Source organism: Streptomyces sp. SD31 (genome assembly GCF_052068475.1).
Lineage (GTDB): Bacteria > Actinomycetota > Actinomycetes > Streptomycetales > Streptomycetaceae > Streptomyces.
Genome location: NZ_JBQHCX010000004.1, coordinates 187,016 through 214,015 on the forward strand (window position 1 = coordinate 187,016; position 27,000 = coordinate 214,015).

The 27,000-nt window shown below is 69.0% G+C and carries 27 protein-coding genes and 2 pseudogenes; 6 read left to right on the forward strand and 23 right to left on the reverse strand.

The genetic code is table 11. The features are described from left to right. Positions 1-16 precede the first annotated feature (16 nt). Genes ACTMVF_RS10725 through ACTMVF_RS10735 form a run of 3 tightly spaced genes read right to left on the reverse strand, consistent with a single transcriptional unit; the run spans position 17 to position 2,728 of the window. The gene (locus ACTMVF_RS10725; protein WP_441270711.1) at positions 17-898 is read right to left on the reverse strand and encodes an SDR family NAD(P)-dependent oxidoreductase; all 882 of its coding nucleotides are present in this window, start codon (positions 896-898) and stop codon (positions 17-19) included. Between the two features lie 6 nt (positions 899-904). Beyond that, the gene (locus ACTMVF_RS10730; protein WP_441270712.1) at positions 905-1,789 is read right to left on the reverse strand and encodes a short-chain dehydrogenase/reductase; all 885 of its coding nucleotides are present in this window, start codon (positions 1,787-1,789) and stop codon (positions 905-907) included. Positions 1,790-1,801: 12 nt separating this feature from the next. Continuing rightward, the gene (locus ACTMVF_RS10735) at positions 1,802-2,728 is read right to left on the reverse strand and encodes an alpha/beta hydrolase (protein WP_441270713.1); all 927 of its coding nucleotides are present in this window, start codon (positions 2,726-2,728) and stop codon (positions 1,802-1,804) included. A 300-nt stretch (positions 2,729-3,028) separates the two neighbouring features. Between ACTMVF_RS10735 and ACTMVF_RS10740 the strand changes: the two genes are divergently transcribed. After that, the gene (locus ACTMVF_RS10740) at positions 3,029-3,508 is read left to right on the forward strand and encodes an aldehyde dehydrogenase family protein (protein ID WP_441270714.1); all 480 of its coding nucleotides are present in this window, start codon (positions 3,029-3,031) and stop codon (positions 3,506-3,508) included. Between the two features lie 440 nt (positions 3,509-3,948). Here the strand turns inward: ACTMVF_RS10740 and ACTMVF_RS10745 are convergent, their stop codons facing one another. Further along, a complete protein-coding gene (locus tag ACTMVF_RS10745) occupies positions 3,949-4,905 on the reverse strand; it encodes a helix-turn-helix domain-containing protein (protein ID WP_441270715.1) in 957 nt (318 codons plus the stop codon). Positions 4,906-5,054: 149 nt separating this feature from the next. Between ACTMVF_RS10745 and ACTMVF_RS10750 the strand changes: the two genes are divergently transcribed. After that, the gene (locus ACTMVF_RS10750) at positions 5,055-5,567 is read left to right on the forward strand and encodes a 2,4'-dihydroxyacetophenone dioxygenase family protein (RefSeq protein ID WP_441270716.1); all 513 of its coding nucleotides are present in this window, start codon (positions 5,055-5,057) and stop codon (positions 5,565-5,567) included. Positions 5,568-5,609: 42 nt separating this feature from the next. Here ACTMVF_RS10750 and ACTMVF_RS10755 read toward each other — a convergent pair whose 3' ends face one another. Next, positions 5,610-5,816: a helix-turn-helix domain-containing protein gene (locus ACTMVF_RS10755; RefSeq protein ID WP_441270950.1), complete on the reverse strand. Its 207-nt coding sequence runs from the start codon at positions 5,814-5,816 to the stop codon at positions 5,610-5,612. A 190-nt stretch (positions 5,817-6,006) separates the two neighbouring features. Between ACTMVF_RS10755 and ACTMVF_RS10760 the strand changes: the two are divergent. Beyond that, a pseudogene (locus ACTMVF_RS10760) lies at positions 6,007-6,698 on the forward strand (metallophosphoesterase); the annotation flags it as partial. 252 nt (positions 6,699-6,950) lie between these two features. Here ACTMVF_RS10760 and ACTMVF_RS10765 read toward each other — a convergent pair. The 3 genes and pseudogenes from ACTMVF_RS10765 to ACTMVF_RS10775 form a co-directional block, all read right to left on the reverse strand. After that, a complete protein-coding gene (locus tag ACTMVF_RS10765) occupies positions 6,951-7,196 on the reverse strand; it encodes a hypothetical protein (RefSeq protein WP_441270717.1) in 246 nt (81 codons plus the stop codon). Between the two features lie 116 nt (positions 7,197-7,312). After that, positions 7,313-7,509, reverse strand: a pseudogene (locus tag ACTMVF_RS10770) (MBL fold metallo-hydrolase); the annotation flags it as partial. A 4-nt stretch (positions 7,510-7,513) separates the two neighbouring features. Beyond that, positions 7,514-8,365 carry an oxidoreductase gene (locus ACTMVF_RS10775; RefSeq protein ID WP_441270718.1) on the reverse strand — a complete coding sequence of 284 codons (852 nt, stop codon included), beginning with the start codon at positions 8,363-8,365 and terminating at the stop codon, positions 7,514-7,516. Positions 8,366-8,551: 186 nt separating this feature from the next. Here ACTMVF_RS10775 and ACTMVF_RS10780 point away from each other — a divergent pair, with 186 nt between their 5' ends. After that, entirely contained in the window at positions 8,552-9,550 is a 999-nt protein-coding gene (locus ACTMVF_RS10780; protein ID WP_441270719.1) for an AraC family transcriptional regulator ligand-binding domain-containing protein, read from the forward strand. A 698-nt stretch (positions 9,551-10,248) separates the two neighbouring features. Here ACTMVF_RS10780 and ACTMVF_RS10785 read toward each other — a convergent pair. The 12 genes from ACTMVF_RS10785 to ACTMVF_RS10840 all read right to left on the reverse strand — a co-directional run bounded on the left by ACTMVF_RS10785 (position 10,249) and on the right by ACTMVF_RS10840 (position 21,219). Continuing rightward, a complete protein-coding gene (locus ACTMVF_RS10785; RefSeq protein WP_020276854.1) occupies positions 10,249-10,815 on the reverse strand; it encodes a YbhB/YbcL family Raf kinase inhibitor-like protein in 567 nt (188 codons plus the stop codon). Further along, on the reverse strand, positions 10,806-10,982 hold the full coding sequence (locus ACTMVF_RS10790) for a hypothetical protein (RefSeq protein WP_441270720.1): 177 nt from the start codon (positions 10,980-10,982) through the stop codon (positions 10,806-10,808). The genes ACTMVF_RS10785 and ACTMVF_RS10790 overlap by 10 nt, the downstream gene beginning before the upstream one ends. 136 nt (positions 10,983-11,118) lie before the next feature. After that, complete coding sequence (locus ACTMVF_RS10795) at positions 11,119-12,099, reverse strand: aldo/keto reductase (protein WP_441270721.1); 981 nt, start codon at positions 12,097-12,099, stop codon at positions 11,119-11,121. Between the two features lie 22 nt (positions 12,100-12,121). Then, complete coding sequence (locus ACTMVF_RS10800; protein WP_441270722.1) at positions 12,122-12,949, reverse strand: MBL fold metallo-hydrolase; 828 nt, start codon at positions 12,947-12,949, stop codon at positions 12,122-12,124. A gap of 192 nt (positions 12,950-13,141) precedes the next feature. Continuing rightward, a complete protein-coding gene (locus tag ACTMVF_RS10805; RefSeq protein WP_441270723.1) occupies positions 13,142-14,248 on the reverse strand; it encodes a zinc-binding dehydrogenase in 1,107 nt (368 codons plus the stop codon). A 90-nt stretch (positions 14,249-14,338) separates the two neighbouring features. Then, positions 14,339-15,358, reverse strand: coding sequence for an alcohol dehydrogenase catalytic domain-containing protein (locus ACTMVF_RS10810; protein ID WP_441270724.1), 1,020 nt, complete (start codon positions 15,356-15,358; stop codon positions 14,339-14,341). Positions 15,359-15,410: 52 nt separating this feature from the next. Then, positions 15,411-16,487, reverse strand: coding sequence for a hypothetical protein (locus ACTMVF_RS10815; RefSeq protein WP_441270725.1), 1,077 nt, complete (start codon positions 16,485-16,487; stop codon positions 15,411-15,413). Beyond that, positions 16,484-17,005 (reverse strand): HtaA domain-containing protein, encoded by a 522-nt coding sequence (locus tag ACTMVF_RS10820; protein WP_441270726.1) that lies wholly within the window; start codon positions 17,003-17,005, stop codon positions 16,484-16,486. The genes ACTMVF_RS10815 and ACTMVF_RS10820 overlap by 4 nt, the downstream gene beginning before the upstream one ends. After that, positions 17,002-18,294 (reverse strand): NAD(P)/FAD-dependent oxidoreductase, encoded by a 1,293-nt coding sequence (locus ACTMVF_RS10825; RefSeq protein ID WP_441270727.1) that lies wholly within the window; start codon positions 18,292-18,294, stop codon positions 17,002-17,004. Before ACTMVF_RS10825 ends, ACTMVF_RS10820 begins: the two co-directional genes overlap by 4 nt. A 6-nt stretch (positions 18,295-18,300) precedes the next feature. Continuing rightward, positions 18,301-18,624 (reverse strand): 2Fe-2S iron-sulfur cluster-binding protein, encoded by a 324-nt coding sequence (locus ACTMVF_RS10830; RefSeq protein WP_037673461.1) that lies wholly within the window; start codon positions 18,622-18,624, stop codon positions 18,301-18,303. Between the two features lie 5 nt (positions 18,625-18,629). Next, positions 18,630-19,892 (reverse strand): cytochrome P450, encoded by a 1,263-nt coding sequence (locus ACTMVF_RS10835; protein ID WP_441270728.1) that lies wholly within the window; start codon positions 19,890-19,892, stop codon positions 18,630-18,632. 31 nt (positions 19,893-19,923) lie between these two features. Continuing rightward, entirely contained in the window at positions 19,924-21,219 is a 1,296-nt protein-coding gene (locus ACTMVF_RS10840) for an alpha/beta fold hydrolase (RefSeq protein WP_050399406.1), read from the reverse strand. A gap of 212 nt (positions 21,220-21,431) precedes the next feature. Between ACTMVF_RS10840 and ACTMVF_RS10845 the strand changes: the two genes are divergently transcribed. After that, the gene (locus ACTMVF_RS10845; protein ID WP_441270729.1) at positions 21,432-22,133 is read left to right on the forward strand and encodes a TetR/AcrR family transcriptional regulator; all 702 of its coding nucleotides are present in this window, start codon (positions 21,432-21,434) and stop codon (positions 22,131-22,133) included. Positions 22,134-22,339: 206 nt separating this feature from the next. Here the strand turns inward: ACTMVF_RS10845 and ACTMVF_RS10850 are convergent, their stop codons facing one another. Together ACTMVF_RS10850 and ACTMVF_RS10855 are read right to left on the reverse strand one after the other, a co-directional pair. Next, positions 22,340-22,666 carry a helicase associated domain-containing protein gene (locus ACTMVF_RS10850; RefSeq protein ID WP_441270730.1) on the reverse strand — a complete coding sequence of 109 codons (327 nt, stop codon included), beginning with the start codon at positions 22,664-22,666 and terminating at the stop codon, positions 22,340-22,342. Positions 22,667-22,967: 301 nt separating this feature from the next. Beyond that, positions 22,968-24,767: a thiamine pyrophosphate-requiring protein gene (locus ACTMVF_RS10855; protein ID WP_441270731.1), complete on the reverse strand. Its 1,800-nt coding sequence runs from the start codon at positions 24,765-24,767 to the stop codon at positions 22,968-22,970. 249 nt (positions 24,768-25,016) lie between these two features. Here ACTMVF_RS10855 and ACTMVF_RS10860 point away from each other — a divergent pair, with 249 nt between their 5' ends. Further along, the gene (locus tag ACTMVF_RS10860) at positions 25,017-25,808 is read left to right on the forward strand and encodes an RNA polymerase sigma factor SigF (RefSeq protein WP_441270732.1); all 792 of its coding nucleotides are present in this window, start codon (positions 25,017-25,019) and stop codon (positions 25,806-25,808) included. Positions 25,809-25,872: 64 nt separating this feature from the next. Here ACTMVF_RS10860 and ACTMVF_RS10865 read toward each other — a convergent pair whose 3' ends face one another. After that, positions 25,873-27,000, reverse strand: a complete 1,128-nt coding sequence (locus tag ACTMVF_RS10865) for a PAS domain-containing protein (RefSeq protein ID WP_441270733.1) — start codon at positions 26,998-27,000, stop codon at positions 25,873-25,875.

Below are 27,000 nucleotides of genomic sequence, written 5' to 3' on the forward strand. Positions count from 1 at the left end.
TCCTTCAGCCCGGAATTCAGCGGGAACCGGCCTGGTGGCGCTCATGCACCGCCGGGTCGTGCCAGCCCGACGCCGAGGCGAGGCCGTGGGCGCGCTGGACCGCCTGAGGGCGGAAACCGACACGTTCGAGTATCGGCCGGAACAGACCGGGAGCGTTCGCGGTCAGGGTGAGGGACCTGGGGACGACGACGCGGTCCGCACGGCGCTCGATGCCGCGGACGATACCGGCGATGACCTTCTCCAGCGGCACCATCTTCCACAACCCCTTGGAGTTGCCGCCCCAGAGGGCGTGCCCGGCCGGGTCCGCGGTCACGTCGTCCATCATCGGAGTGCGGAAGAACGTGGGGTGGGCGCTGCCGACACCGACACCCAGGTGGCGAACCTCCAGGCGAAGGCTGTCGCACATCGCCCACACGCCGGCCTTGCTCGCGGTGTAGGAGATCTGGAGCGGCGAGTGCACGAAGGCGGCCATGGAGGAGATCGCGAGGAGATAGCCGCGTTGGGCCTCGACGTGGGGCAGAGCCGCACGGAAGGTGCGCCAGACCCCGTTGAGGTTGACGTCGATGACACGTTCGTAGGCCGACGGGTCGATGGTCGCCATCGGGGCCATGGTGTCGATCCCGGCGCCTGCGATGACGATGTCGAGGCGCCCGAAGTGCGAGGCGGCCTCGTCCATGGCTTGCTGCAGGCCGGCGAGGTCGCGTACGTCGGCGTGCCAGCCACGGGCGACCGTTTCGTCTCCCAGGTCCTGGGCTTGGGCCGTGGTGGCCGCGAGGCTGAGGTCGAGCAGCGCGAGGTTGGCGCCGCGCCCGCGCAGGGCTCGGGCGAGGGCGGCGCCCAGGCCGCCGGTGGAGCCAGTGAGGACGACGGTGCGCCCGGCCAGGTCGTAGCGGGTCATGACGGCCTACCTCGATGAGTCGGTCTGCGGGGACTTGCCTGTGGGGCCGGCGGATTCCTCGAGTCGGCGCAGGAGTCGGCGCAGTTCGGGGTGGCGTTCGGCGATGAGATCGGTGACGGGGTTAAGGACGCCGCGCAGGGCCGAAAACGGTACCCACCTGCGGGGGACCATGACACGGGCCGAGCGGTTCTCGATGCCGCGGACGACGGCGTCCGCGACGCGCGTGGGGGCGATGGCCTTGCCGAGCAGGGACGGGAAGGCGATCTCGCGCATGCGGGTGGTGATGTCGTTGCTTCCGAAGGCTGCTCCAGCGATGGGCGTGTGGACCCAGCCGGGGTAGAGGACCCCGGCGCTGGCGCCGTGGATGCCGAGTTCGGCGCGCAGGGCGCGGCCGAACTGCTCGACGCCGGCCTTCGACATGGCGTAGGGGGCGTTGGTCATACCGTTGAAGTAGGCGTACACCGAAGCGGTGACCAGGACGTGCCCGCGCGCCGCGATGACGTGCGGCAGTGCGGCGCGAACGGTGCGCCAGACGCCCAGCAGGTCCACTTCGACGACGCGCTCGAACATGGCCGGGTCGATGGTGGCGATCGTCGCCGGCGGATCGGCCGCGATCCCCGCGTTGGCGAAGACGACATCCAGGCCGCCGAACCGGTCGACCGTACGGTCCACCGCGTCGGCCAGTGCGGCGCTGTCGGTGACATCCACCGACAGCGCCAGTGTCCTGTCGCCGCCGAGGTCGCGGGCGAGGGCCGATGTGGCGTCGATGCCCCGGTCGGCGAGGACCACGTCGGCTCCGCGCGAGTGCAGCGTGCGGGCGGTGGCCGCACCGATGCCTCCGGCTGCGCCGGTGATGAAGACGGTCTTCCCCGCAATCGGGTAGGAGAGCATCTCGTACCTCTTTCAGGGTGTCGTGGGTCCCGGGGCTTCACCGGGTGCGGAGCCGATGGGGACGTGCCGCGCCAGGAAGGCGAGCTGGTCCGTGACAACGCGTTCGAAGGGCTCGCCGAGGTAGATGTCGAAGTGGCCGTCGGGGTAGAGGCGGATCTCGCCGCGCGGGGCCCTGCGGGCATGGCGCAGGGTCGGCCGCGCGGGGGCCACGCTGTCGTGCTCGCATACGCAGAACAGCACCGGGCATGCGATCTTCGCGGTCCGGCGGCCCGGCCGGTAGCGGAGGATGTCCAGGGCGAACCGCGCCGCAACCTGGTTGGAGAAGAGCGCGTCGTTGGGCACGAGGGCCAGGTAGCCGGGCTCGGCGTCCGCAGCGGTCATCAACGCGGCGGATCCGGGCGGCCCCGCCGTCGCGACCATGGCGGGAGGGCGCCCAAGGCGGGCGCCGACCACGTCACGGACCGCGCGGGCCATCACCTTCACCGAGGTGTCCGGGCGCATCGCCAGGGCAGAGGCGACACCATCGGTGAACAGGCCCTGGGCGATGACGGCGGCGACGGCCGGGTCCTGGGCGGCTGTTGCCAGGACATGGCCGCCGCCGAAAGAGGTGCCCCACAGCACCACGCGCCGGGGATCGGTCTCCGGCCGGGAGCGCGCGTACGCCACGGCGGCCCGCCAGTCCTGGAGCTGTCGTCTGATGCTCAGGAGCTGTCGCGGCTGACCGCCGCTGGCCCCGAAGTGCCGGTAGTCGAACACCAGGCACGCGTAGCCGGCGGCGGCGAAACGCTCGGCGTAGGCGTCCAGCCGCATCTCGCGGACCCCACCGAGACCGTGTGCCATGACCACCACGGGGCGCCGACCCCCGCCCTCGGGCAGGTACAGCCAGGCGTGACACTCGTCCGGCCCCGAAGGAAACGTCACATTCAATCGGTCGGTCATCGGACCTCCGTAACACCGCTCGCGTCGTTGGGCTCGCGGATACTTGGAACTGCTTCCAATGTTGGAAGTTAATCCAACATTGCGGGGCTGTAAAGCAAACCGACGGCAACGAACCCGTCACGTCTCCGCTGGGTTCTGAGCCACGCCCTACTTCAGCGCCGCACCGGGCGAAGAACGGCCGACGGTTCGAGTGCGCGGGGTGTGTCCGACAGGTGATCGCTCGGGGCCAGGCCGAGCTGTGCCCTTTGACGTGCCGAGGGGGCGGCGCAAGCTTGCCCCCTATTGGGGGCGGACGAGGATTTGTGGGACGCAGCCCGCGAGGCGCGCCTGATCCCGCCGACGCTGCTGATCGACGTCCCCGACGACGCGGAGATCACCCGCGAGGAGATCTTCGGACCGGTGCTGACCATCCACCCCTACGACGATCTGGCCGAGGCGATCGCGTTCATCAACGACCGTCCGGCCGCTCTGGCGGCGTATTGGTACGGCGAGGACGGCGACGACTTCCGCCGCTTCCTGCAGGACACCACCTCCGGCGGTGTCACCCGCAACGACGGCCTCCTGCACGCCTCCCTCAGCAACGCCCCGTTCGGCGGAGTGGGAGGCTCCGGCACAGGCGCCTACGGCGGCAAGGCCGGCTTCGACGAGTTCACCTACCGGCGCACCGTGGCCGCCCAGACCGGCCCCCAGGGGGTTCACCGACGGGATGGTCGGCTCCGCGCTGCCGGCTCCGGAACTTACGGCCGGGATCGACCAGGCCATCACCGGGGTCGCCGTTGAAATTCGGACCCGACCGGGTCTGTGACACCGGGATGCCGTGACTCGTCCATCCACCCGGTTTGCGGCCCTTCGCGAGGAAGGCCGACGACTCAGCAGGGGTGAACTCGTCCTTCCACGCGCCGCTACGGAATGCGAGGGCCGCGCAAGAGGACGGTGACCCGGGTAGACCCTGCGGTGGTGTTTGAGTTCGTCGACGGCCTCAACCCGGTTCTCGCCGGTCTCCGGCTTCTGTGCGGCCTTAGAAGCCATTCGCTTACCGATCAAGTCGGCGCATGAAGGCAGGGCCTCGCGGTAGCTCGGGGGTGTCGAAGCCAACCCCGGACCGGTCGCCGACCTGATCGAAGAGGGGGCCGAGGCAAGCGCCTGACAGCGGGTGGCCACCATGGTCATCACTGTCATCCGACCGTGCAAGCGCCGGCCGGCGATCGTTCCCACCTGGCTCAGCCCGCGAGCCTTCTGCGGTACTCGCGCGGGCTGAACCCGTGGCGGTCCTTGAAGGCGCGGGTGAAGTGCGAGGCGTCCTTGAAGCCGACGGCGTAGGCGATGTCCGTGACACTGCGGCCCGCCCGGCCCGGGTCGGCGAGCAGCCCGGCGGCCCTGTCGATCCGCTGTTGCAGGATCCAGCGAGACGGTGAGGTGTCCTCGGCTCTGAAGATCGCGTGCAGGTAGCGGACGGAGATTCCCAGCGCCCGGGCGACCATGGCGGGCGACAGGTCGGGGTCGGCGATGTGGTCGATGATGTACCGGCGGGCGCGGTCCATATGGGCTGCTCTGGGTACGCCGAGCCGGGCGCCTGAATCGGTTCGCTCGGACAGAGCTGTGGCCAGCAGCTCCAGCAGCGTGGCGCCGATCCGTTCCCTCGCGTCGGGAGACAGACCGGCGGAGTGGGCGGTCAGAGAGTGGAAGAAGGGCGCGAAGAGCGCGCCCACCCCGTGGTCGCCCGGCACCGTGGTCGCCATCGCGTCCCGCGCCAGCGGGCAGTGCGCGTCGAACAGCGGCCTGGGCACCTTCAGCACCAGCAGTTCGAACGGGTCGGCGCAGACGATACGGCAGGGCCGGGCACTGTCGTAGACGGTGAAGTCGCCTGGGCGCAAGACCGCGTCCCGCTCCTGCTGGGAGACCGTCACACAGCCCTGGACGGCCAGGTTGACCAGGAGGTCGTCCTCGCCCGATCTCCGGATCAGCGTCGGGGACCGGAACACCGTGTGGGGGTCGGAGACCACCCTCGCGACGCCCAGGTCTCCGAGCGTCTGGGCCGTGACCCTGCCCCGGAACCCGGCGGACGTGGGCTGCGGCACGTCCATCTCGTACTGGACGAACGTCGTGCAGACCACCTCACGCCAGTAGTCGAGCCGAGCTCGGCCTTCGAGTGGCGCCGTGGAGAAGTCGAGCGTCATACCGGTGCCACCTCACTGCGCACCTTCCGGGGACCCGGTCGTGGGTGCGCTCAGGTTCAAGTAACCGTGCGGCCTCAGTCAAGCCCCCGCCGCAGGTCGGACCGTACGTTCGCACCCACAGACCCACCCAGGCAATGAGGCAAGGTGACATGACTACGTCCGAAGAGATCATGGCGCAGTACGTCGCGACCGAGGCGCGCGTGGACCGCATGCGGGACAAGTACGCCTTGGAGGAGGGGTACATCAGCGAAAACAGCAGCCCGTGGGTGCCGTTCGTGCCCAACGTGTTCATCAAACACCTCACCTTTGATGTCCGCGGCAGCAGCGCCGCCAACGTGCTGTGGGTGCAGGAGGGCGGCACGCTGGGCCGCCACCGGCATCGTGGCCCGGTCTCCGGCTACGTCCTCGAAGGCAGCTGGCGCTACCTGGAGTACGACTGGGTCGGGAAGCCCGGGGACTTCGTCCGGGAGAGCCCGGGGCGCAGCCATACCCTCTACTCTGAGCACGGGATGAAGACGATGTTCTGGCTCAACGGTCCGCTGGAGTTCCTCGACGAGGAGGACCGCGTGATGGAGACGGTGGACGTGTTCTGGTTCATCGATCACTACGAGAACTACTGCCGGGAGAACGGTCTGAAGATCAACGAACGTCTCTATCTCTAAGCACGCCGATGCTTTCCTGACCCTCGCCGACGACGCACCCGGTCAACCGCGCCAGCGGATCACTTCGGGGGCGGCGGCGACGGCGGTGACGTTGTCGGCAAGGGGGCGGGGCAGCAGGTCGTCGGCGGGGGTCAGGCGGCGCAGCACGGTGTTGCGGTGAGTGAAGAGCCGCTCGGCGGTGCGCGTGGTGCTGCATTGCTCACGGAGGTAGGTGTCCAGGGTCTGGCGGGTCTCGGCATCGGCGTGCAGGAGTGAGCATGCGCTGGGTAAGGCCCAGGTGGCTGCGGCGGAAGCCGTCGATGTCGTTTCCCGGTCGGCCCACCGATCAGCAAGTCACATGCCCGCAGGGGCAGGTCAGGGCGCGAGTTCGCCTCGCTGTCCGGTTGGCCCAGGAAGCTGGTTCGGCAAATCCCAGGCTGGCAGGCGCGCTCCTGGGCACCTCATCACCGACACCCACTACGGCCCACTCGATCGCGCTCGCTGGTCGGCACGCGTATGCGAGACGGTGAACACCCTGAAAGCCGACCTGGTCTGCCACACCAGCGACATCGCGGACGGCACGGCCGAACGCCGCTGTGCCCAGGCCGTCCCACTCGGTACCGTGCGGGCCACCCGGGCCCGTGTGTACGTCACCGGCAACCACGAGTACTACAGCGAGGCCCAGGGCTGGGTCGATCTGATGGACGAGCTGGGCTGGGAGCCGCTGCGTAACCGTCATCTGCTGCTGGAACGCGGAGGCGACACCCTCGTGGTCGCCGGCGAGGGCGACGTCACCGTCGAGGCCTCCGGCCTGGCAGGCCATGGCGCCCACCTCGCCGGAGCCCTGACGGCGCCGACCCCGACCTACCCGTCCTGCTCTTGGCGCACCGGCCCAAGTTCGTCGACCGGGCGGCAGCCGCCGGCATCGACCTTCAACTCTCCGGCCACACCCACGGCGGCCAGATCTGGCCCTTCCACCACCTGGTCCGCCTCGACCAGCCCGCCCTCGCCGACCTCAGCCGGCACGGCACCCGCACCCTCCTCTACGCCAGCTGCGGCACCAGTTTCTGGGGCCCGCCGTTCCGCGTCTTCGCCCCCAGCGAGATCACCCTGCTCGTGCTCCGCTCCCCACACCGGCCCACTACGCCGTAGCACCGGGCGGGCCAACACATCCGCTTGGAGGTGTCCTCGAGCCGGGGTGCGGCGTCGACAGGTGACCAGGCTCGTCTCGCCGAGGACCTGGCGGAAGAGAGAGGAAGGGCTATGTCCCAGATCGATCTCACTGTGCCCGTGGGTGCGCTGACCGAGGAAGGCGCGGCGAGCATCCAACGGGACCTGGCGCGTGCCCTGCTCACGTGGGGAGGGCGAACCCGACTGGGAGATATTCCGTTCCCTGCTGTGGTCCTACCTGCATGTGCTGCCTGCCGGGGCGCTGGTCACCGCAGCCGATGACGCCCGCGCTTCCGGGTCGACGTCACCGTGCCGTTCGGGATCCTCGATGACGAGCGGCGCCCAGGCATCGAGGATCTCCGGAGACGCATAGTCACTGGGTTTGAGTCGGGCGCGGCGGCCGCGAAGGAATTCGCTCAGCTCGGCACCGCGCTCCTGGACCACGCCGGCGTCCACAGCGGGATCGGGCTCTTGGATCATGGGGTTCAGTATGAGCAGGCATGGTCGGCGCTTCCTGTCCCTGTCAGTGTCAGGAAGCGCTTACTCGTACGGTCCGGAGGCGGACCCGGCAGCTGTTACTCCCATGCAACCTCACGCGCCAGGGCTGTACTCAAGCGCGGCGTGTCGATCATCATCAGGTTTCCGGCCGGCTGGCGCAGTAGGTAAAAGTTCGCGCCTGCGGTGCGCGGCGAGTTGTGCCCGCACAGGTACACGTGCTCGGCAAGGCTAGGGGAAAGGGATCAAGTGCCGGGTGCGGTCCGCGCGTGCCGTGCCGGATCGATCGGGTGTGGCACACGTCAGTTGTTCGCGGGCACGTACTTCCCGGGCACGCCGGTGGCGCGGCGCATGAAGGCGTCAAAGGTGCGATTGGGCAGCGTGTTGTGCAGGAAGATCATGGGCTTGGCGCCGAAGCCGACGGCGTAACGCGTCTTGGGCCGGCGTGCCCGGACGGACTTGACGATGGTCTTGGCGATCAAGTCCGGCGACGACATGCGGCGTTCGTTGGCCTCCGAACTGAGCGAGTCGGCCACAGCGTTGGCCTGCGGGGCGTACGGGCCGGTGCCGGAGACGGCGCGAGCCTTCTGCGCGGCGATGCCGCCCCACTCGGACTTGACCCCGCCCGGTTCGATCACTACGACGTCGATCCCGAAGGGCTTGAGCTCCATGCGCAGGCAGTCGCTGAGCGCTTCCAGCGCGAACTTCGTGGCGTGGTACCAGGCTCCCAGTGAGGTGCACATGCGGCCACCCACCGAGGTGATGTTGACGATGGTTCCCGAGCGCTGCGCCCGCATGTGCGGCAGGACCAGCTGGGTCAGGCGCGCTGCGCCGAACACGTTGACCTCGAACTGTTCCCTGGCCTCCTGCAGGGGGACGTCCTCGACGGCGCCGTAGGAACCGTAGCCGGCGTTGTTGACGAGGACGTCGAGCCGGCCGGTGTCGGCGATGAGCTTCTCGACGCCTTCCCGCATGGAAGTGTCGTCGGTGACGTCCATGGCCAGCAGCCGGATCCCCAGCTCGGTCAGGTGTTGCATGCGCTGCACACGCCGCGCCGCGCCGTAGACGGTGTAGCCGGCCTCGCGCAGCCTGAGCGCGGTGGCCTCGCCGATCCCCGACGAAGCTCCGGTGACGAGTGCGACCTTGGTGGTCATGGTGGTGATCCTTTCGGTGGACGTGGTGCCGTTTCGCTGTGAACGCTAGAAGTGGATCTGCGGCCTGGCACTAGCGTGGCGCGCCAACTCACTTGCGTATGACGCCAGCTTTCGATGGCGCGCTTGGCGAGAGGAATGGCGCCATCTGCTGGTGTCAGGCATGCCGGCGGCCGTTACGCTCCCGTCGTGAGCACCGGACGATTCACCCTGGATCCCAGCATCAAAGCCCTGCTGAAGGACCTCGGCGTGTCATCCACCCGGGTGCTCCGGCGCGCCCAGCTGCCTGCCGACCTGTTCGGCCGCGGCCCGGTCGCCCTCCCCCTCGAGGAGTACTTCCGGCTGTGGGAGGCGCTCGAGGCCGAGAGCGGCGATCCGGACCTGGCTGTCGCGATCGGCCGGTCGATCTCGGTTGAGATGTTCAACCCGCCGATCTTCGCCGCCCTGTGCAGCCCCGATCTGCGGACGGCAGCTGAGCGCATCGCCCTCTACAAGCCCCTCATCGGCCCCCTGCACCTGCGGCTCGACAACGGCGACGAAGGCTTGACGATCAGCTTCCGGTGGCCGCCGGACACGCCCCCGCCGCCCCAGCTGGCCGCCGCCGAGATGGTGTTCTGGGTCGCTCTGGCCCGGATCGCGACCCGCCACGACGTCCGGCCGGTCCGGGCCGTCGATCCCTGGCTGCCTGCCGAGCACGCCGGCCTGGACGACTACCTCGGCGTAGAAGTCCACAAGGGACAGACGCACGCGATCACCTTCGCGCCCGCCGACGCGAACCGCCCGTTCCTCACCGAGAACGAGCAACTCTGGCGGTTCTTCGCCCCGGAACTCCGCCGACGCCTGTCCGACCTGCAGGCGACGGCCAGCGTCGCCGATCGGGTGCGGGCCGCGCTGCACGAAACCCTTCCCGCCGGCGGAAGCTCCATGACCGCGGTCACCCGTCACCTCGCCGTCAGCAACCGCACCCTGCAACGACAACTGAAGCTCGAAGGAACAAGCTTCCAGGAAATCCTCGCCACGACCCGCGAAAACCTGGCCCGCCACTACCTCGGCAACAGCACCATGCGCATCGCTGAAATCGCCTACCTACTCGGCTACGACGACACCAACTCCTTCTACCGCGCCTTCCGCACCTGGACCGGAACCACTCCCGACGCCCTCCGGACCGCAGCAGTCGCCGGAGTCTGAACGGGCCGTCGCGGGACCTCGACCGGCTCGCTCATGCGGCCCATCAGATCGCGAGCGACGAGATGGCGGCGGAGTCATCAACGAGATCAGGCATGCCGCGTGAGGTGCACCGATGACTTATCGAGCGGCGCATGATCGGGCGACCTCGTCCACCTTCCGGGAGCAGGGGTGCCGACCTGGCCTGTCACTCAGCAGGGCTCGGAACCTCCGGTACCGGGAGCAGGCGCGTTGCAGCAAGGACTCCTCCAGATCGATCAAAATGGCCTCATTGCCGGCGGCGGAACTCGGCAGGGTATGCCACGGGATTGCCGAACAATCCTGGGTTCGGCCGACGCACTGTTCTAGCACGATATCGGTCATACGTTTCCCGGAGTTGCGTGGCCGTCATTGTTGTCGATAGGCATGCCCAGCCATAACTTCGCCTTCTCTCGAGCCTCCCGTCAGTGCACCCAGGGGCCCGGACTCAGGTTATGGAATTGACCGAATCGACTTCCAACGCTAGCCAGACTCCTGAATTCGGGATGTATCTGGCCGGGGTGGGGGAAAATGCGCGATTAGTGGATGTCTCGTTAGAGGAGACCAAAAAAATCCAAGAAGTCGGCCCACAACGACGAAGACATTGCTTCGCCGCCGGGGCCAGCCGATCATCAGCGGTGGCGAACGCTCGAAAAGGCTTGATATTCGCCTGTTTCGGCATCTCAGGGTCGATCGTAGAAGCCGTCAATCCGTGCGCGGGCCAATGCCTGACCAGCCTCCAGGACAGCCTTCGGCTTCGCCGAGGCCACCGGTTTGCCCGCCACTGTGGAGATTGGTTCGGCGAGTGCGAACAGCTGGAACGCATAGCGGTGCGGGCCATGACCTTTGATCGGTGCCGGGCCCTGATAGCCGCGCCCTTGGCTCGACCGCAAGATCTGCACGCCCGCGTCGAGCGCGCTCGAATCAAGTGCGTTGCACGGTAGCTCGGTCACTGCGGGGTCCAGCAGTGCCGCCGCGTGCACCAGCGGGCTTCGCAGCGGTACGTCGGGATCTTCGACCACGAGCAGCAACTGCGCGGTCTCGGCCGGTGGCAGCGCCCAGGCCAGCGCCGGCGAAAGATTCTGCCCGCCGAGTCTCTTCACCACATGCCGAACAGGAAGCGTGGTTTCGTGGTCGAAATGGGGACTGGTGATGTCGAAGGTGGCCGCAGCGGCCAGATTCGATCGGTGCCAGGCCAGGGTCTGTTCACCGGCGCGCCGATTGACAAGCAGTTTGCCGATCAGAGACATCGCACTCCGTCGTTGTCGGTCGAGGCAGCATCACCCGCGATGACAGTGCCGTCGAGCAACCCCAGCGCGCGGGTGCCATCGGCGGAGTCGGCCACGGCGACCTCGGTCGGCACCTGGCCATCGGCCGGATCGAACATCGGAAACGTGCGTCCGTCGATGGCCGGCACCTGTTCACCACCACAGCCCGGTCGGAACCGATGCGATGACGGTGTCCCTGTCGGGCACATCTTCTTCTCCTGGTCGGATGATCACCGAATGGATGGTGTTGTGGTGCGCGGCCCGGCGGGGCAGCGGCGGGAGGACTCAGATGATTCCGTTGCGGACCAAGGTGTTCGCCGCTTCGAGCTTGGTGATCTCCTCGGTGGTGAGTTCGAGTTCGAGACCGGCGACGGCGTCGTCGATATGGCGTTCCTTCGTGGCACCCACAATCGGCGCGGCCACCGGGGATTTATTCGCCACCCAGGACACCGCGACCTGCGCCATCGGCACCCCGCGAGCCTCGGCGACTTCCTGCACAGCGGTCACGACCCCCTTGTGCGATTCCTCGTCACGGGTATACAGCTGTGGAGCCAGTGTGTCGTTGGCTTCACGCCCGGACCCTTCCGAGCCCCACGGCCGGGTGAGCCGTCCGCGCGCGAGCGGGCTCCAGGGCAGAATTCCCATGCCTGTGGCTTCGGCATAGGGCGCGACCTCGCGTTCCAGCTCCCGCGCCAGCAAGTTGTAGTGCAGCTGATTCGACACGAACTTGGTCCACCCGTGTCGGTCTGCCGCGTTCTGCATGAGCGCGAGCTGCCACACCAGGAGATTGCATGCGCCTATATAGCGGGCTTTGCCGGCCTTGACCACGTCGTGCAGTGCTTCCATCGTCTCTTCGATCGGTGTATTCGGATCGAAAGCATGGATTTGATAAAGGTCGACGTAGTCGGTACCAAGGCGGCGCAGCGAGGCGTCGATCTCGTGCATGATGGCGACCCGGCTCAGGCCGGAGCCGTTGCGAGACGGGCGCTGATGCCCGTACACCTTCGTCGCGATCTGGAACTCTTCGCGCGGACCCAACTCTTTGGTCAGCGTGCCCAGGATTTCCTCACTTGTGCCGCTGGAATATACGTTGGAGGTGTCGAAGGTCGTGATACCCGCCTCGTAGGCCCGGCGGACGAACGGACGGGCCTCATCGAGGCCGATGGTCCACGACGGGTAGCCCTGCTCGGGGTCACCGTAGGTCATCATGCCCAGGATGACGCCGCTCATCTCCAGGCCGCTCTTGCCCAGTCGGACAGTTTTCACCTGTGATTCCTTTCATGTGCGTTCAGTTCGTGTGGATTCGGTTGCTCGGGATCGGCTGCCACTGCCGTGCGCCCTGCTTGTCACGGATGACGCGGCCGCCCTGGGTCCCCGGGAAATGTGCGCCAAGACCGATGGCTCCGGTACGTTCCATCTCCTGCGCGAGCCGGTCGCGGGCCCTGGCCGCCGCGGCGCGATCTTCGTCCAGGCGGTCGGTCCACCCATCCTCGACCAGGAGTGCCGGGTGATGCGCGGTGTCCCCCAGCAGCAGTACTCGTGCTTCGGCGGTCTCGATCTCGCCGACGCAGTTGCCGGGCGTGTGACCGGCGAACAGCCGCAGCGCGACCGAATCCGCGATCTCCGTTCGCTCCCCCTCGGCCAGGTCGAGAAGGTCGGAAACGGCACGGATGGTATCGGTCACCCGGGCCGTGGCAGGGTTGCTGCCGGGATCAGCACGCATCCAGTCGTAATCAGCGCGGTGGCAGTGGTGCCGGGCGTGAGTGAAGATCGGTTCACCCGCAGGAGCGACCCAGCCGACGTGGTCCAAGTGCAGGTGGGTGAGCACGACATCGGTGATCTGCTCGGGTGTGACGCCAAGATCGGCGAGCGAGTCGAACAGCTTTCCGCGCGTTTCGACGATATCGATGTTCGGTCCCAGTCCCGCGTCGACCAGGATCGTCCGGTCTCCCGATCGCAGCAGGAAACCGCCCATCGGCATGATCCAGCCCGCCCCGTCGAACCACGGCGGCGCGGTCTGCCAATCTTGGCCCGCGCCGGGCGGAGGGTCGAAGAATTCGCCCGGCGGTACGGGATGCTGAGCATCGAGTACGGGATCGATGCTGGTAACGACCACAAGGTCCTCCTCGGCGTTGTGTGGCGTGCACCGTGGGCGCCGGCAGTCGGCGGTGCAGCGGCGACGGCACGGGCTTGGACGGCCTCATCGGTTCGCAGATCGTCCCCGCGGTGATGTCGTCACGGTTTTGTCGGGTGCAGTGCTGCGGGACCTCCGTGCCCGCGAACGAGGGGTGGAGCCGGATGAGAGGGCTCAGAAGGTGAAGACGGTTCGCAGGCCGGTGCCCGACTTCAGGTCGGCGATGGCCTCGTTGATCTCGGCCAGGGGACGACGCCGGGTGATGAGCTCGTCGAGCTTGAGGGTCCCTTCGAGGTACTCGCGCACCAGAACGGGGAAGTCGCGGGCCGAGTAGCCGCTGCCCATCAGCGAGCCGGTGATCACCTTCTCCTGGAGGATGATGTCGGCGATGTTGTCAAGGGCGAGTGCGGAGGAGCTGGGCGCCATGCCCAGGAGGACCGCGGTTCCGCCCGGGCGGATTGCGGAGACGGCCTGCACCATGCAGTCCGTCAGACCGGTGCTCTCGAACGTGAAGTGGGCGCCGAAGGGGCCGGTGACGGCGCGGACGGCGTCGGGTACCTGCACGTGGCGGGCGTCGATGACGTGGGTCGCGCCGAACGCGGTCGCGGCCGCCAGCTTCTCCTCACTGACGTCGACCGCGATCACGCTGCCGGCGCCCGCCCGTCGTGCCGCCTGGACGATGTTCAGGCCCACTCCGCCGCAGCCGAGGGCCGCGACGTGGTCGCCGGGCCGTACCGTGACCCGGTTGCGGACGGCACCCACTCCCGTGGAGACCGCGCAGCCGATGAGGCACGCGAGGTCCAGCGGCATGGCCTTGTCGATGGCGACGGCGCATTCCGCGGGCACGATCGTCTCCTCGGTGAACGTGCCGAGGGGGCCGAAGGGGGTCACCGGGGTGCCGTCGACCGACAGGGCGGGGCCGTTCCCCGTGCGCGGGTCCGCCAGCTGAAGGCTCCGCAGGCACAACGAGGGATGATCGTCCGTACAGAACTCGCACGTGCCATCGTGCCCCAAGGCGGAGAGGATCACGTGGTCGCCGACGGCGGGGCCCAAGACGCCCGGGCCGACCTCGGTCACCACGCCGGCGCCCTCGTGTCCGGCGACCGCCGGTGGCGGCATGGTCATGCTGGCGACGCCGCCGTAGAGGGCCTGCACGTCCGTGTGGCACAGGCCGGCGGCGGCCATCCGGACACGGACTTCTCCAGGACCTGGCGGCCGGACGTCGACCTCGATGAATTCGACGGGGCCGTCTGCCTTTAATTGCACGGCTGCCTTGGTCATGTCTGTTTCCTTTCGTGTTGCTGATGTTGCTGGTGATCTCGTCGGCTGGAGTGCCCCGCTCCCGGCAGCGCGGGAGCGCGGCGGGAGGGTTCAGGGCCGCAGCACGGTCTTGACGAAGTCGCGTGCCATGAACGACTGGTAGGTCTCGGCGGCGGCGGACAGGGGGGCTTCGTGGTCGATGACGATGCCCGGCTCGATCCTCCCCGCGGTGATCATGGTGGTGAGGTTGTCGTCGGCCGCGTACGGGTTGCCGGTGACCGGCACGATGGTCACCTGGCGTCCGAACAGGTTCTGCGCGGTGACCGGCAGGTCGCCGTCGAGCAGGACACCGACGAGACCGACGGTGCCGCCGAGGGCCACACACGCCAGGGCGGTGCTGATCGCAGGGATGGCGCCGACGGCGTCGATGGCCACGTCGACGCCGTTCCCACCGGTCAGTTCGAGAACGCGCTCGGCGGCACCCTCACCGCCGGGCACCGGCACCGCGCCGAGCTTCTCCGCCTGCTTCAGGCGACGCTGGTCCAGGTCCACGAGGTGGACGGCGGCCGCGCCGCGGGCGAGGGCCAGTTGCGCGATGAGGAGGCCGACCGGGCCGGAGCCGACGACGCCCACGGTCGCACCGCTCTGGAAGCGGGTCTTGACGAGCGCCTCCCAGGCGGTGGGGAGGATGTCGGTGAGGACGAGCGCGTCCTGGTCGGACACGGAGGCGTCGAGTTCGCTGAGTGTGAAGTCGGCGCGCGGGACGCGGACGTACTCGGCCTGGCCTCCGTCGAGGATGCCTCCGCCGAAGAGCCGGTATTCGGCGCACCGGGGCTGGTTCGCGGTGCGGCAGGGTTTGCACCGTCCGCAGGCGACGAACATCTTCGACAGCACCCGCTGCCCCTCGGTCACATGGTGTACCTGGGTGCCCGTCTCGACGACGGTGCCGATGAACTCGTGCCCCAGCGTGAGGGTGGGCGGCAGGAACGGGTGCCGGACGAAGTGCAGATCCGTCCCGCACACGGCGGCCGCGCTCACCTTGACGATCACGTCATCGGGTTCCACGACAGTGGGCTTGGGAGCATCCGTCACTTCGACGGTGCCATTGCCCTGGGTAACGACAGCGAGCATTCCTGGTTCCTTTGCCGACACACGTCCGTCTTCGGCCGTGCGCATCAATGCGTCAGGCGGGGGTGGTGCCGGCGCTCGTGGAGCGCAGGGCGTGCTCGATGTAGGACAGTTCCATCACGTGCTCGGCCGTCTTCCAGTACAGGTCGAGCATTCCGGGCCTCGGGGTCGCGAACGACGACGGTGCCCAGGCGCCGTCGTGGCGCTGGCGCTGTACGAACCACTCGCCCATCCGGACCGTCCAGGGGAGGTGGCCGCCGTCCGGGTCGGCCGTGAGCATGGCGGCGGCGCCCCAGCCGAACTTGCAGATCTGTACCGACGTCGGGTCGTCGTACTGCTCCTCGGTGCCGCCTGTGGTGAGGGCGAGGTACTCACGGCCCAGCCGGAGCGCTGAGGCGTCGCTGGTCTGTCGTGCGTATCCGGCGAGGAAGGCGGCGGCGATGCCGGGGTGGAAGTACGCCTGCCGGGGCGCCCGGAAGTCGACCACGCGGAGGAAGGCCGTCTCGTCCGGGAAGTCGGTGACCAGGGTGTCGCCGCGGCGGCTGGTGAACAGCCGGTGGGGCAGGTCGGGCTGGTCGGCGAGGTTGCGATTCAGCCACCGGTGGACGCCGTCGGCGGTGTGACGGTCACCGGTGACCAGCGCGGAGAAGCCCAGTTGGGCGGTCTTGAGGTTGTCCTCCAGGGGGTCCTGCGCGAAGTCGCGGAGATCGTAGGCTCCGCCGGTGCCGGGGTTCTGGAAGCGTGCGAGCGTGGTGTTGATCGCGGTCGCGGTGTCGTAGCGGCCGAGCAGCCAGGAGGCGATCGCGAGGGGGGAGAGGTGGTAGACGGGGCTGGTGCCGCCGGGGGCGTCGTAGGGGCCGGAGCGGAGGTCGCCTTCGTCGGTGAGGGCCTCGCGTTCGGCCCAGCCCATCATCGCGGCGGCGGCGTCCGGGGCTCCGCCGACGCACAGGGCCCAAGGGGCGCGCCACCACGAGTTGGCGGTCTCGGCGCCTTCGGGGCGGCCGTCGTCGGCAATGCGGTCGCGCAGCCAAGCCACCCCTTTGGCCCGTGCCTGGCTGATCCGGGTCAGCAGGTCGGGGGTGGGTTCGGTCGGCCAGGGGGCCGTTTCCGTGTCCGACGCGAGGGTCGTCATGGTGTCTTCTCCAGGGCGGTTGTGGAGGACGGAGTGAGGAGGAGGGTCAGGTCGTCGAACGGTTCGTCCACGGGGTAGACCCCGTTGAAGAGTTCGGATCCCTGAGCAGTCAGCCGGACGTGCGTGCCGAGGCAAGAGTCGGCGTGGTCCGTCGGATCGGCGGTCCGCAGGTGGAGGGTGGTCAGGGGGATGCGCTCGGGTGACTGGCCGGGCGGTGCCGCGATGGTCAGGGTTCCCGCGCCGCCGGTGACGGACAGCCAGGGGTCGGCGATGCGGAGGAAGAGCAGCCCGTAGTGGGCGGCGAAGCGTACGTCTCCCCGGAACTTCAGCAGGCCGGTGACCGTACCGGCGTCGAATGCCGACGCATCGTCCGGGCTGAAGAGGAACATGTGCTCGTCGACGACCGAGGCGCCGTCGGTGACCGAGCAGCGGCCTTCTGGAGAGCGGGCGATGTAGCGCAGGAACGGGACTTTGACGCTCCACCGCAGTCCGGGCAGGGCGGTCGGGCCGGCGGTCATGCCACTGCCTGCCGGGGACCGTCGGCGATGAGCTTCTTCAACGGCACCGTGGTGTCAGTGGCCGCTTCCGGCGGGATGGTCCGGCCCGCGGCCAAGGCGGAGCGTACGGCGAGGAAGTCGGCCGGCCGGTTGACGAAGTCACCGGCGACCAGATGTCCGCCGCGGTAGTAGAGGACGGCGAACTTCTCCGTGTCCGGCTCACCGCGTACGACGTACCGGTCATGGCCGGTCGACAGGCCGGCGACCTGGAGTTTGAGGTCGTACTGGTCGGACCAGAACCAGGGCACGGCCCAGTAGGGGACCGGCCTGTCGGCGAGCAGGGCGGCGGCGGTCTTCGCCTGTTCGACGGCGGTGTTCACCGACTCGAAGCGGATCCGGGCCGGGCCGTCGGGGAGGTCCACCGGCGGGGGGCAGGCGACGCAGTCGCCCGCGGCGACCGTGGTGCCGTCGGAGGCGAGGCCGTACTCGTTGACGACGATGCCGTTGTCGACGGTCAGTCCGAGCTGCTCGGCGAGTTCGGTGCGGGGCACGGCGCCGATCCCGACGACCACCAGGTCGGCCGTCAGCACGCTGCCGTCGGGGAGTTCGGCGCCACGGACGCGCCCGTGACCGTCGTCCAGGAGGCGTACGGGCGGCGCTCCGAGGTGCACTCGCACCCCGCGCCGGATGTGGGCGTCGAGGAAGAACTCGCTGGTCGGGACCCCTACGGCACGTTCGAGCAGTCGGTCGTCGGCGAGGGCGACGGTGACCTCGCAGCCGAGCCCCCGGGCACTGGCCGCGACTTCGAGTCCGATGAAGCCACCGCCGATGACCAGGACGTCGACCGCCTCTGCCAGGGCCGCACGCAGGGCGAGCGCGTCGTCGGCGTCCCGGAGGTAGTGGACGCCGGCCAGATCGGCGCCGGGGACGGGCAGGCGGCGCGGGCGGGCGCCCACGGTGAGCGCGAGCCGGTCGAACGCGAAGCTACGGCCGGAGTGCGCGTACGCGACACCCGCACCGCCGTCGCCCCGGTCGACCCGGATGATGCGTTCCCCGAGCACCAGCCGGATGCCCTGGTCGGCGTAGAACGCCTCCGAACGCAGTGCGATCGCGTCGGGCGACGTCTCCGCGTGCAGGAGGGTCTTGGAGAGCGGTGGACGCTGGTAGGGCGCGTGCTGTTCGGCGCCGACCACGGTGATCGGGGCCGTGTAGCCGTACTCGCGGAGGGAACAGGCCAGCTGGATGCCGGCCTGACAGGCGCCCACCACGAGCACGCCGGTGTCGCGCGGGGCGACGGCGGTGCTGTTCACGACGTGCTACTCCTGGGCTTCCGGGGTGGTCACGCGCAGATCGCCGAGCTCTTCGGAGAGCTTGATCTGGCAGGACAGCCGGGAGTTGGGGCAGCGGTCGACGACCGTGCCGTCGAGCATCTCGTCCTCCAGGCCACTGACCGGTTCCAGCCGATCCAGGTCGGCTTCGTCCACGAAGACGTGACAGGTGGCGCAGGACAGGACGCCGCCGCATTCGCCGGTGATGCCGGGGACGCCGTTGCGGACTGCAGTCTGCATCACCGAGTCGCCGACCAAGCCGTCGACGACGCGGACCTCACCGGCGTCGGACACATAAGTGACCTTGGGCATGTTCGTCACACCTCCGTCGGGGTCGAAGTGGGAGTGAAGGTCGCGGGGACCGAGATGTAGCCGTGCGCGCCCCCGATGCTCGGGTAGCCGACCACGGCGTCCGGGTCGATGTGCAGGCCGGGCAGCCGGGTGAGGATCGTCTCCAGCATGGCGTCGAGTTCGGCCTTGGCCAGGGGCGAGCCGAGGCAGCGGTGGTGTCCGGTGCTGAAGGAGACGTGGTCGCGCGCGTTGTCCCGCTCCAGGTCGAGCCGGTCCGGGTCGGGGAACTTCAGCGGGTCGCGGTTGGCGCCGGCCAGCCACATGTAGACGCTCTCCCCACGGGCGATCGGCTGCCCGAGGATCTCGGTGTCCCGTACGGCGGTACGGGCGATGCCGGTCCCCGGTGGCCAGAACCGCAGGAATTCCTCGATGGCGTTCTTCCGGTACGCGGCGTCCGTGCGCACCCGCTCCGCCTGGTCGGGGTGCTGGGTGAGATGGATCAGCGCACTTGCGGTCGCGGCGGTAGTGGTGTCGAAGCCGCCGAAGACCAGCGCGTTCACCATGCTCTCGGCCACCTCGAGACCGAGCGGTTCGCCCTGCACCGTACCGGTGGCCAGGGCCGAGAGGACGTCACCGGCCGGGTTCTGGCTGCGGGCGGCCAGCATGTCGCGGAAGCGGACCCGGAGCCGTGCCTGTGCCTCGTGCGGGTAGCGGGGATCGTCCGGCAGCAGGTACACACCCTCGTGCGCGGCGTAGGCGGCGTCGTGCCAGTCGTCGGCGTCGTATCCGAGGACGTAGAGCGTGGTGCGTGCCGTGGTCGGGATAATCACGTCGTCGATCAGCTCGGCTTGCCCCCGCCCCGCCACCTTGTCGAGGGCCTCGTCGAGGTACTGCCGGGCGACGGGAGCCCACTGGCGCAGGGCTTTCGGGGTGAAGAACGGCGCTTCGATGCGGCGGCGTTCGGTGTGCAGCGGCGGGTCGGACTCCCCGAGGTGCAGCCGGTAGGGCATCTGGGGGATGAGCTGGCCCTTGCCGCCGTTCTCGGTGCCGGTCAGGTCGTTGACGGAGGTGAAGGTCTCCCAGTCGGAGCCGATGCGCTGCACCTCCTCCCACGAGGCCACCACCCAGTAGCCGCCGTGGTGTTCGGTCCAGGCGATGGGGCTGCCGGTGGCGTGGAACCGGGCGGCGAGTTGCTTCCAGGTGTCGCGGTAGGCGGGCGAGTGGTGGTCGAAGTCGATGACCGGCCTGCCGGTGGCCGACCGCCGGACGAGGTCGTGGGTGACACTCATGTCGTACGGGCCTTTCTTCGCGGGAGCGGCATCAGGACTGGCCGGCGGAGGCAGCTTTGGCGATGACCTCGTCGAGGATCGGGACGATGGCGTCGCCGAACCCGATCGGGTCGTCGCAGGGGGCGAAGTGCCCGAGCCCGGCGACCTTGATGAACTTGGCGCCGGGGATGAACTTCTCCACGGCCGGGCCGCCGTTGACGTCGTCGTCGCTGGCCGGGTCGTACTCGCCGGTGACGACGTAGACGGGCTTCGCGTGGGCGTCGATCTTGTGCCCGTTCTCCTTGAGGTCGTGCTCGTAGGCGAAGTAGTCGTTGTCGCCCGCGTAGATGCCGGGGAACGCCGAGCGGTAGATCCAGTACGTCTCGTGCGCGTTCGGCTCGGGTGCCTGGGGCGCGGTCGCACCGAAGTTGAGCGCGGGGGCGTAGCTGTCGGCGATCGACGGGGTGCGGAACATGTCGTTGGAGAAGCCGTCGAACAGCGGCGGGTTGCCGTACCAGCCGTTGAGGGAGATGAACGCGCCGAAGCGGTCGCCGCGTTCGGCCGCGAGGTCGAGGGCGAGCTGGCCGCCGACCGAGCAGCCCATGAAGTACGGGTTGTCCAGGCCCAGGGTGTCGGCGATCGCGACCACCCAGTTGATCAGGCCGTCGCGGCCGGGGCGGTAGGTCTCCTCCCACCAGCGCACCCCGATCGGAGGCAGCGACTTGCCGTGGTAGGGCAGGTCGTAGGCGTACATCGTGAAGCGTTCCTGCATCCGCGGGTCGGCCAGCAGGTGGCGGTATTGGCGGCCGTCGGCGCCTGCGGTCGCCTGCAGCAGCAGCGGGATCGGGCCGTGGCCGGAGGTCTCGTAGTAAATCCGTGCCTCCTGGCCGTTCGCGGAGACGTAGACGTACCGTCCGACGGCGTTGTCCGTCTCGCGGAAGGGGTCCTGGAAGGGCTTGCGGACCGGCGCGCCGGCCACCGTCTCGCGCACCACCTGGTACAGGCGGGCCCAGCCGCTCTGCCAGGGGGCGACGGTGCCGCCGAAGTCGCCGACGATCCTCAGACCGCGGGTCATGCCGACGACGCAGCTCTCGTAGCCGGCCGGGGGGACAGCAGCGGAGAACGCGGTCGACCAGAACTCGGCCGGCGCGGAGAAGGTCACATCGGCGGCGAGGTCTGCGTGCACCTCCTCGGCCCTGGCGGGGACACCGTCCTCGACCACCAGGTCGAACGCCCCCTCGGGCAGATCGAACCGGACGCGGCCGGAGTAGGTGCGCAGCTTGTAGGCCAGTTCCTTGTCGGAACCGGCCGCCGCGAGGATCTTCTGTCGATCGACGAGAGCAGTCATGGGAGCCCGCTTCCTTGCGTGCCGGGAGGGGAGAGAAGCGGCCGACGGGCCATGCCGTACGGCCGTCCATTTCGTGTCACACTGTGACTCGAAACTCGTGTCACCGTATGACACGAACCTGGGTGTGGCAAGAGGTAGGGAAACGTGATGGAAATCAATGGCGGTCGAACGCCTGAACAGTCGCCTGTCGCCGGATTCGCTAGCCTGGCCCGGTGAGGGACGAGAGCTGGGCCACCGGAGCGAGCGCCGCGCTGCTCGCCGCCGTACAAGGAGTCGCGGCGGTCACCGAGGAGCGGCGCGGTACGACCCTGCGCGACACCAGGAGCATCGCGCGCAGGCTCGGCACGAGCGCAGTCGCGCTCTTCGCCCAACGGGGCTTCGACGACGTGAAGGTCAGCGAGATCGCGGCGCACGCGGGGGTCACGTCACGGACGTTCTTCCGGTACTTCCCGTCGAAGGAAACCGTGATCCTCGACATCTGGGACCAGACGAACGCACGTCTCATGGGGCTGATCGAGACGGTGGGGCAGCCCGAGGCCGAGGTGCTGCCGACGCTCACCGAAGCCGTCGTGACCTGGGGTCGCGAATACGGAGACCTCTTCACTGCCCTGGCTCCGATGACCGAGCAGTCCGAGACCCTCATGGCGGCTGTCAACCTCCGCACTGTCGTCTGGGAGGACCATCTCGCGGACGCGCTGCGTGTGCGGTACCCGGAACTCGACGAGATGGACGCCAAGGTGTGGAGTTCCACGACGATGGCCCTGATCCGCCTCTCCCAGCGCAACGCCGCCGCCCACGGCCTCAGTTACGCGGAGGCCGCCCAGGACGTCTTCGACCGGCTCGCCGCCCTGACGTCAAGGAGCTCGTCGCATCGGATCACAGCCGGCTCCCGTCGCCCCAGCGACATCGCCTGACGCCTCGACTCCGAGCTCAGCCCTCCCGCCAGTGACGGTCGAGGGGCTCGTTCAAGATCTGCAGGGCCTGCTCACGCAGCCGGGCCAGATCCTCCGCCGTGAACTCGCTTGGCAGCGGCCACAGTTCCCCAAGCGGCCCATGTGCACCCGCCGCGCGTGCACTGCCACGGCCCGGGCTGACTCCCCGCTGGCTCAGGCCCGTCCGTTCACCGTCTGCGAGGCCGACGCCCACCACGGCCCAGCTGACCCCTTTCCCCGACTCGCTGCCAGCGCATACCAACAGCGGACAGCTCCTCCACTCGTTCGGGAGCAAGACTCGCTTTGCGAGTACGGGCGTTGGCGATGAACACACCGAGGGCCGGCTCCGCCCCGTCAACAGTTTCGATGTGCGATCGAGGTACGTTCAGATGCCCCTCCCGGGTGCGGTACTGGCGGGACGCCGCCAAGTTCGCCTCCCATTTCTGCGCCCGGCTGCGCCGCGGAGAGACCGCGGGGACGGGCGGTCGCTCCGGAAGAGGCTCGATGCCCAGCACCTCGCCGAGCAGCTACTGCTGCACACCGCTGGGGACTGTGGTCGGCGCGGTGCACCGCAGGGAGAAACAGGATGTGCGTGGTGTGAGGCCATTCGCCACTGCTCCTCGGGCCGCAGGCCGGATCTGGGGTGCGCTGCAGCGCTGCTGGCCGGGGACAGCTGACTCGGACACGTGGCGGGACGGTTGGGACCTTCAGCCACACCACGATGCTAGGTATGGCACTGAACAGTTCACCGCGCTACTGAACTGACCGCTGAACTGTTTCGTGCGCAACTGAACTCTTGAGTGCCGTTCAACAGCGTCAGTGGTGCTTCTTCTCCCGCCCCGGCAAAAACTCCTGCATCTTCGCCTTGAACCCCTGCCTGATCATCGAGCCCCGGTCCGCGTCCCCCTTCAGGATCGACTCCGCCGTCGCCTCCATCTGCTCCCACGTGGCATGCGGCGGGATCGGCGGTACGGCGGGGTCGGTGAGGAACTCGATCACCGCGGGGCCGTCGGCCTCCAGGCCCGCGCGCCAGCCCGCCTCGACGTCCTCGGGCTTCTCCACGCGGATGCCGGTCAGGCCGAGGGAGCGGGCGAAGGCGGCGTACTGGACGTCGGGGAGCTCCTGCGAGGGCAGGAAGGACGGGGCGCCCTCCATGGCGCGCATCTCCCAGGTGACCTGGTTGAGGTCGTGGTTGTTCCAGATGCCGACGACCAGGCGCGGGTCCTCCCACAGGTCCTTGTACTTCGCCGCCGTGATCAGCTCTGCCAGGCCGTTCATCTGCATCGCCCCGTCGCCGACCAGCGCGATCGCCGGACGGTCCGGGTGGGCGAACTTGGCGCCGATCGCGTACGGCACCCCGCAGCCCATCGTCGCCAGCGTTCCCGACAGTGACGAGCGCATGCCGGGCCGCATCGTCAGGTGGCGGGCGTACCAGTTGGCCGCCGAGCCCGAGTCGGACGAGATGATCGCGTTGTCGGGGAGCAGCGGGTCCAGGGCGCGGGCGACGTACTCCGGGTTGATCGGGTCGGCCGACAGGTTCGCCCGCCGCTCCATGACCTCGCGCCAGGTCGTCACGTTGTCGCACACCGTGTCGTACCACTCGCGGCCACGGCCCTCCTCGATCAGCGGGATCAGCCGCTGAAGCGTCGCCTTCGCGTCGCCGACGAGATTCACCTCGTACGGATAGCGCATCCCCACCATGTGCGGGTCGATGTCGATCTGCACGCCCCGCGCCTTGTCGAAGTCCGGCAGGAACTGCGTGTACGGGAAGGAGGACCCGATGGTCAGCAGGGTGTCGCAGTCCCGCATCAGTTCGTACGACGGGCGGGTGCCCAGCAGGCCGATCGAGCCGGTGACGTACGGCAGTTCGTCGCTCAGCGCGTCCTTGCCGAGCAGCGCCTTGGCCACGCCGGCGCCCAGCAGTTCGGCGATCCGCTCCACCTCGGTCCGCGCGCCGGACGCGCCCTGGCCGATCAGGATCGCCACCTTGTCCCCGGAGTTGAGGATTTCGGCGGCCCTGCGGATCGAGTCGTCCGAGGGGATCGCCGTCCAACTGCTGCGGTCCAGGCTGGAGGGCACCATCTTGAACTCGTGCGTCGGCGGCGAGTAGTCGAGCTCCTGGACGTCGCCGGGGATGATGATCGCCGTGGGGGCGCGGCGCGCGTACGCGGTGCGGATCGCCCGGTCCAGCACGTTCGGCAGCTGCTCGGGGACCGTCACCGTCTCCACGAAGTTCGAGGCCACGTCCTTGAACAGCGTGTGCAGGTCCACCTCCTGCTGGTAGGAGCCGCCCATCGCGGTGCGGTGCGTCTGGCCGACGATCGCCAGGACGGGCACGTGGTCGAGCTTGGCGTCGTACAGGCCGTTCAGAAGGTGGATCGCGCCAGGGCCGGACGTCGCCGCGCACACGCCGACACGGCCGCTGAACTTGGCGTAACCGACCGCCTGGAACGCGGACATCTCCTCGTGCCGGGACTGGATGAAACGGGGCTGGTTCTCGGCCCGCCCCCAGGCGGCGAGCAGACCGTTGATGCCGTCGCCGGGATAGCCGAAGACGTGCTCCACACCCCACTCGCGCAGGCGCTGCAGGACGTGGTCGGCGACCTTGGTGCTCATGCGGGACCTCCTGGGCTCCGGTGGGGGACTGCGCGGCCCCGCTACGAGTGACCCTGCGGGCCGGTGGAAAACCTGTCCGGGTGTTTGCGGCCCGGGCGCGGGGGCAGGCGAAGAAACAGTGCTTCGGACAGGAGGCACGTCCGTGGGAAGCGGGACTCCCCGCCACGGGTGTGTCCGGTTCCGGTACGCGCCCGCACTCCCATGGTGACCGTCCAAGCCAGAGCACAACCAAGGGAGTTGCGACGCACGATGCCCACTTCAGTGAGCGCGAAGCACCACCCGCACGACGACGCCCCCGACACAGCGGAGGACTTCCGCACCCTCGCCAAGCTGCCCGAGGGGCAGCAGCGCGACACCCTGCGCGACAAGATCGTCGAGGCGTGGCTGCCCATGGCCGACCGGCTCGCCGGCCGGTTCCGCAGCCGCGGCGAGAGCTTCGACGACCTGCGGCAGGTCGCCGCCCTCGGCCTGGTCAAGGCCGTCGACCGGTACGACCCCGAGCGCGGCAACGCCTTCGAGAGCTACGCCGTGCCGACCATCACCGGCGAGATCAAGCGGCACTTCCGCGACCACATGTGGACGCTGCATGTACCGCGTCGGGTGCAGGACCTGCGTAACCGTGTGAGGTTCGCCGTTCAGGATCTGCAGACCGTCTCGGGCCGCAGGCCCACGGTCGCCGAGATCGCCGAGCACGCGGACATGACCGAAGCCGATGTCCGGGTCGGGCTGGAGGCGCTGGAGAGTTTCACCGCCCTGTCCCTGGACGCCGAGCTGCCCGGCAGCGAGGACGGGTATTCGCTGAGCGACGCGCTGGGTTCCGTGGATCCCGCGCTGGACACGGTCGTGGACCGTGAGGCCGTAGCGCCTCGGCTCGCGGCGCTGCCCGAGCGTGAGCGGGCGATTTTGTACATGCGGTTCTTCGGCGACATGACCCAGAGCCGGATCGCCGAGCAACTGGGTATCTCGCAGATGCATGTGTCCCGGCTCATCAGCCGGTGCTGCAGCCGGGTGCGGGAACAGGTGCTCAGCGACGTGGCGTAGGTCGGGAGAGCAGCGCCGTGGGGGCGTGGGGTCGGCTACGGATCGCGGCCGGCCCCGCGCCCCTTCAGGGCGTTCCCCCGGCCGCCACTGCCATGTGCCGGGACATCGTGTCCATCGCCTTGGCCTCCGCCATGGAGAACGCCGGACGGACTCCGCATCTGAACAGCGTCAGGACGCCCCGCACGGTGCCGTCGACCGTCACAGGCACGCACAACAGTGACGTGACGTTCGCCTGCACGAGGACCGGGGCGCCCTCGGCGGTGTGGCCGAAGGCGGCCGGATCCGGTGGGCGGACCTGCAGGGCCGGGGAGGCGGTGCGTGCCGTCTGCACGACCAGGGGGCACGCCGTGGGGGCCTGGGCCGCCAGCGCCTTCGCCTCCTTCTCCGACGGGGCCAGCACCGTCGTACGGGACAGCTCGGCCGTGCCCGTGTCGGCGATCACCCAGTCGGCGAAGGAGCCGTGCAGGACCCGGGCCGCCCGCTGCAGGACCGCCTCGCGGTCGCCGCGTGCTGTGGTGAGCAGCGCCGTGGTCATCTCGTCCGCGAGGTCCGCCAGGGCCGCGTGCCGGGTGGTCTCGCCGAGGTCGGGAATCTGGGCCGTCGGGCTCTCTGCCGGGCCCGGGGCACCGGGTGCGCGCAGGTCGCCGGGTTGCAGCACCACGAGCACCGTGGTGTGCGGCTCCCCGCTCGGGCGTACGGCGGTCAGGGTCGCGTGGACCGGCGCGGACGGCCGCTGCTGGAGGCGCACGGTGAGACTGCGGTCGCCCTCGCCCCGCGCCACCGCCGCGGCCTGGGACCGGAAGGCCGCCCGGTCGGCATGGGTGAGCAAACCGGTCAGGGGCCGGCCCGTCGCATAGCCCGCCCGCACGCCGGTGAAGGACGTCGCCGCGAAGTTCAGCCGACGCACCACCGCCTCCCGGTCCACCAGTGCCACCGGTAGCGGAAACCGCTGGAACACCGCCCGCAGCAGATGGTGCTCCTGACGGTCGGCGGACGCCGTACGGGGCACTCCGCCCGAGGACAGCCGCTCGTACCGGGGCCACAACTGGTCGGCGACATGGTCGAGTTCGAAGATCGCCGCGTCCAGGACCGTCGGCAGGTCCCCTCCCGAGAGGGACCGCGCCGCCTTGAGTTCCGCGACGCGGCGCACGAAATCCGCGAGCTCTTCACCGAATTCGTCCGTCTGCGTCAT

Coding starts and splice junctions, on each gene's coding strand:
- ACTMVF_RS10725 (WP_441270711.1), bottom strand. CDS start 898: ATGACCCGCTACGACCTGGCCGGGCGCACCGTCGTCCTCACTGGCTCC.
- ACTMVF_RS10730 (WP_441270712.1), bottom strand. CDS start 1,789: ATGCTCTCCTACCCGATTGCGGGGAAGACCGTCTTCATCACCGGCGCA.
- ACTMVF_RS10735 (WP_441270713.1), bottom strand. CDS start 2,728: ATGACCGACCGATTGAATGTGACGTTTCCTTCGGGGCCGGACGAGTGT.
- ACTMVF_RS10745 (WP_441270715.1), bottom strand. CDS start 4,905: ATGACGCTCGACTTCTCCACGGCGCCACTCGAAGGCCGAGCTCGGCTC.
- ACTMVF_RS10750 (WP_441270716.1), top strand. CDS start 5,055: ATGACTACGTCCGAAGAGATCATGGCGCAGTACGTCGCGACCGAGGCG.
- ACTMVF_RS10765 (WP_441270717.1), bottom strand. CDS start 7,196: ATGATCCAAGAGCCCGATCCCGCTGTGGACGCCGGCGTGGTCCAGGAG.
- ACTMVF_RS10775 (WP_441270718.1), bottom strand. CDS start 8,365: ATGACCACCAAGGTCGCACTCGTCACCGGAGCTTCGTCGGGGATCGGC.
- ACTMVF_RS10785 (WP_020276854.1), bottom strand. CDS start 10,815: ATGTCTCTGATCGGCAAACTGCTTGTCAATCGGCGCGCCGGTGAACAG.
- ACTMVF_RS10805 (WP_441270723.1), bottom strand. CDS start 14,248: ATGACCAAGGCAGCCGTGCAATTAAAGGCAGACGGCCCCGTCGAATTC.
- ACTMVF_RS10810 (WP_441270724.1), bottom strand. CDS start 15,358: ATGCTCGCTGTCGTTACCCAGGGCAATGGCACCGTCGAAGTGACGGAT.
- ACTMVF_RS10815 (WP_441270725.1), bottom strand. CDS start 16,487: ATGACGACCCTCGCGTCGGACACGGAAACGGCCCCCTGGCCGACCGAA.
- ACTMVF_RS10820 (WP_441270726.1), bottom strand. CDS start 17,005: ATGACCGCCGGCCCGACCGCCCTGCCCGGACTGCGGTGGAGCGTCAAA.
- ACTMVF_RS10830 (WP_037673461.1), bottom strand. CDS start 18,624: ATGCCCAAGGTCACTTATGTGTCCGACGCCGGTGAGGTCCGCGTCGTC.
- ACTMVF_RS10835 (WP_441270728.1), bottom strand. CDS start 19,892: ATGAGTGTCACCCACGACCTCGTCCGGCGGTCGGCCACCGGCAGGCCG.
- ACTMVF_RS10840 (WP_050399406.1), bottom strand. CDS start 21,219: ATGACTGCTCTCGTCGATCGACAGAAGATCCTCGCGGCGGCCGGTTCC.
- ACTMVF_RS10855 (WP_441270731.1), bottom strand. CDS start 24,767: ATGAGCACCAAGGTCGCCGACCACGTCCTGCAGCGCCTGCGCGAGTGG.
- ACTMVF_RS10860 (WP_441270732.1), top strand. CDS start 25,017: ATGCCCACTTCAGTGAGCGCGAAGCACCACCCGCACGACGACGCCCCC.
- ACTMVF_RS10865 (WP_441270733.1), bottom strand. CDS start 27,000: ATGACGCAGACGGACGAATTCGGTGAAGAGCTCGCGGATTTCGTGCGC.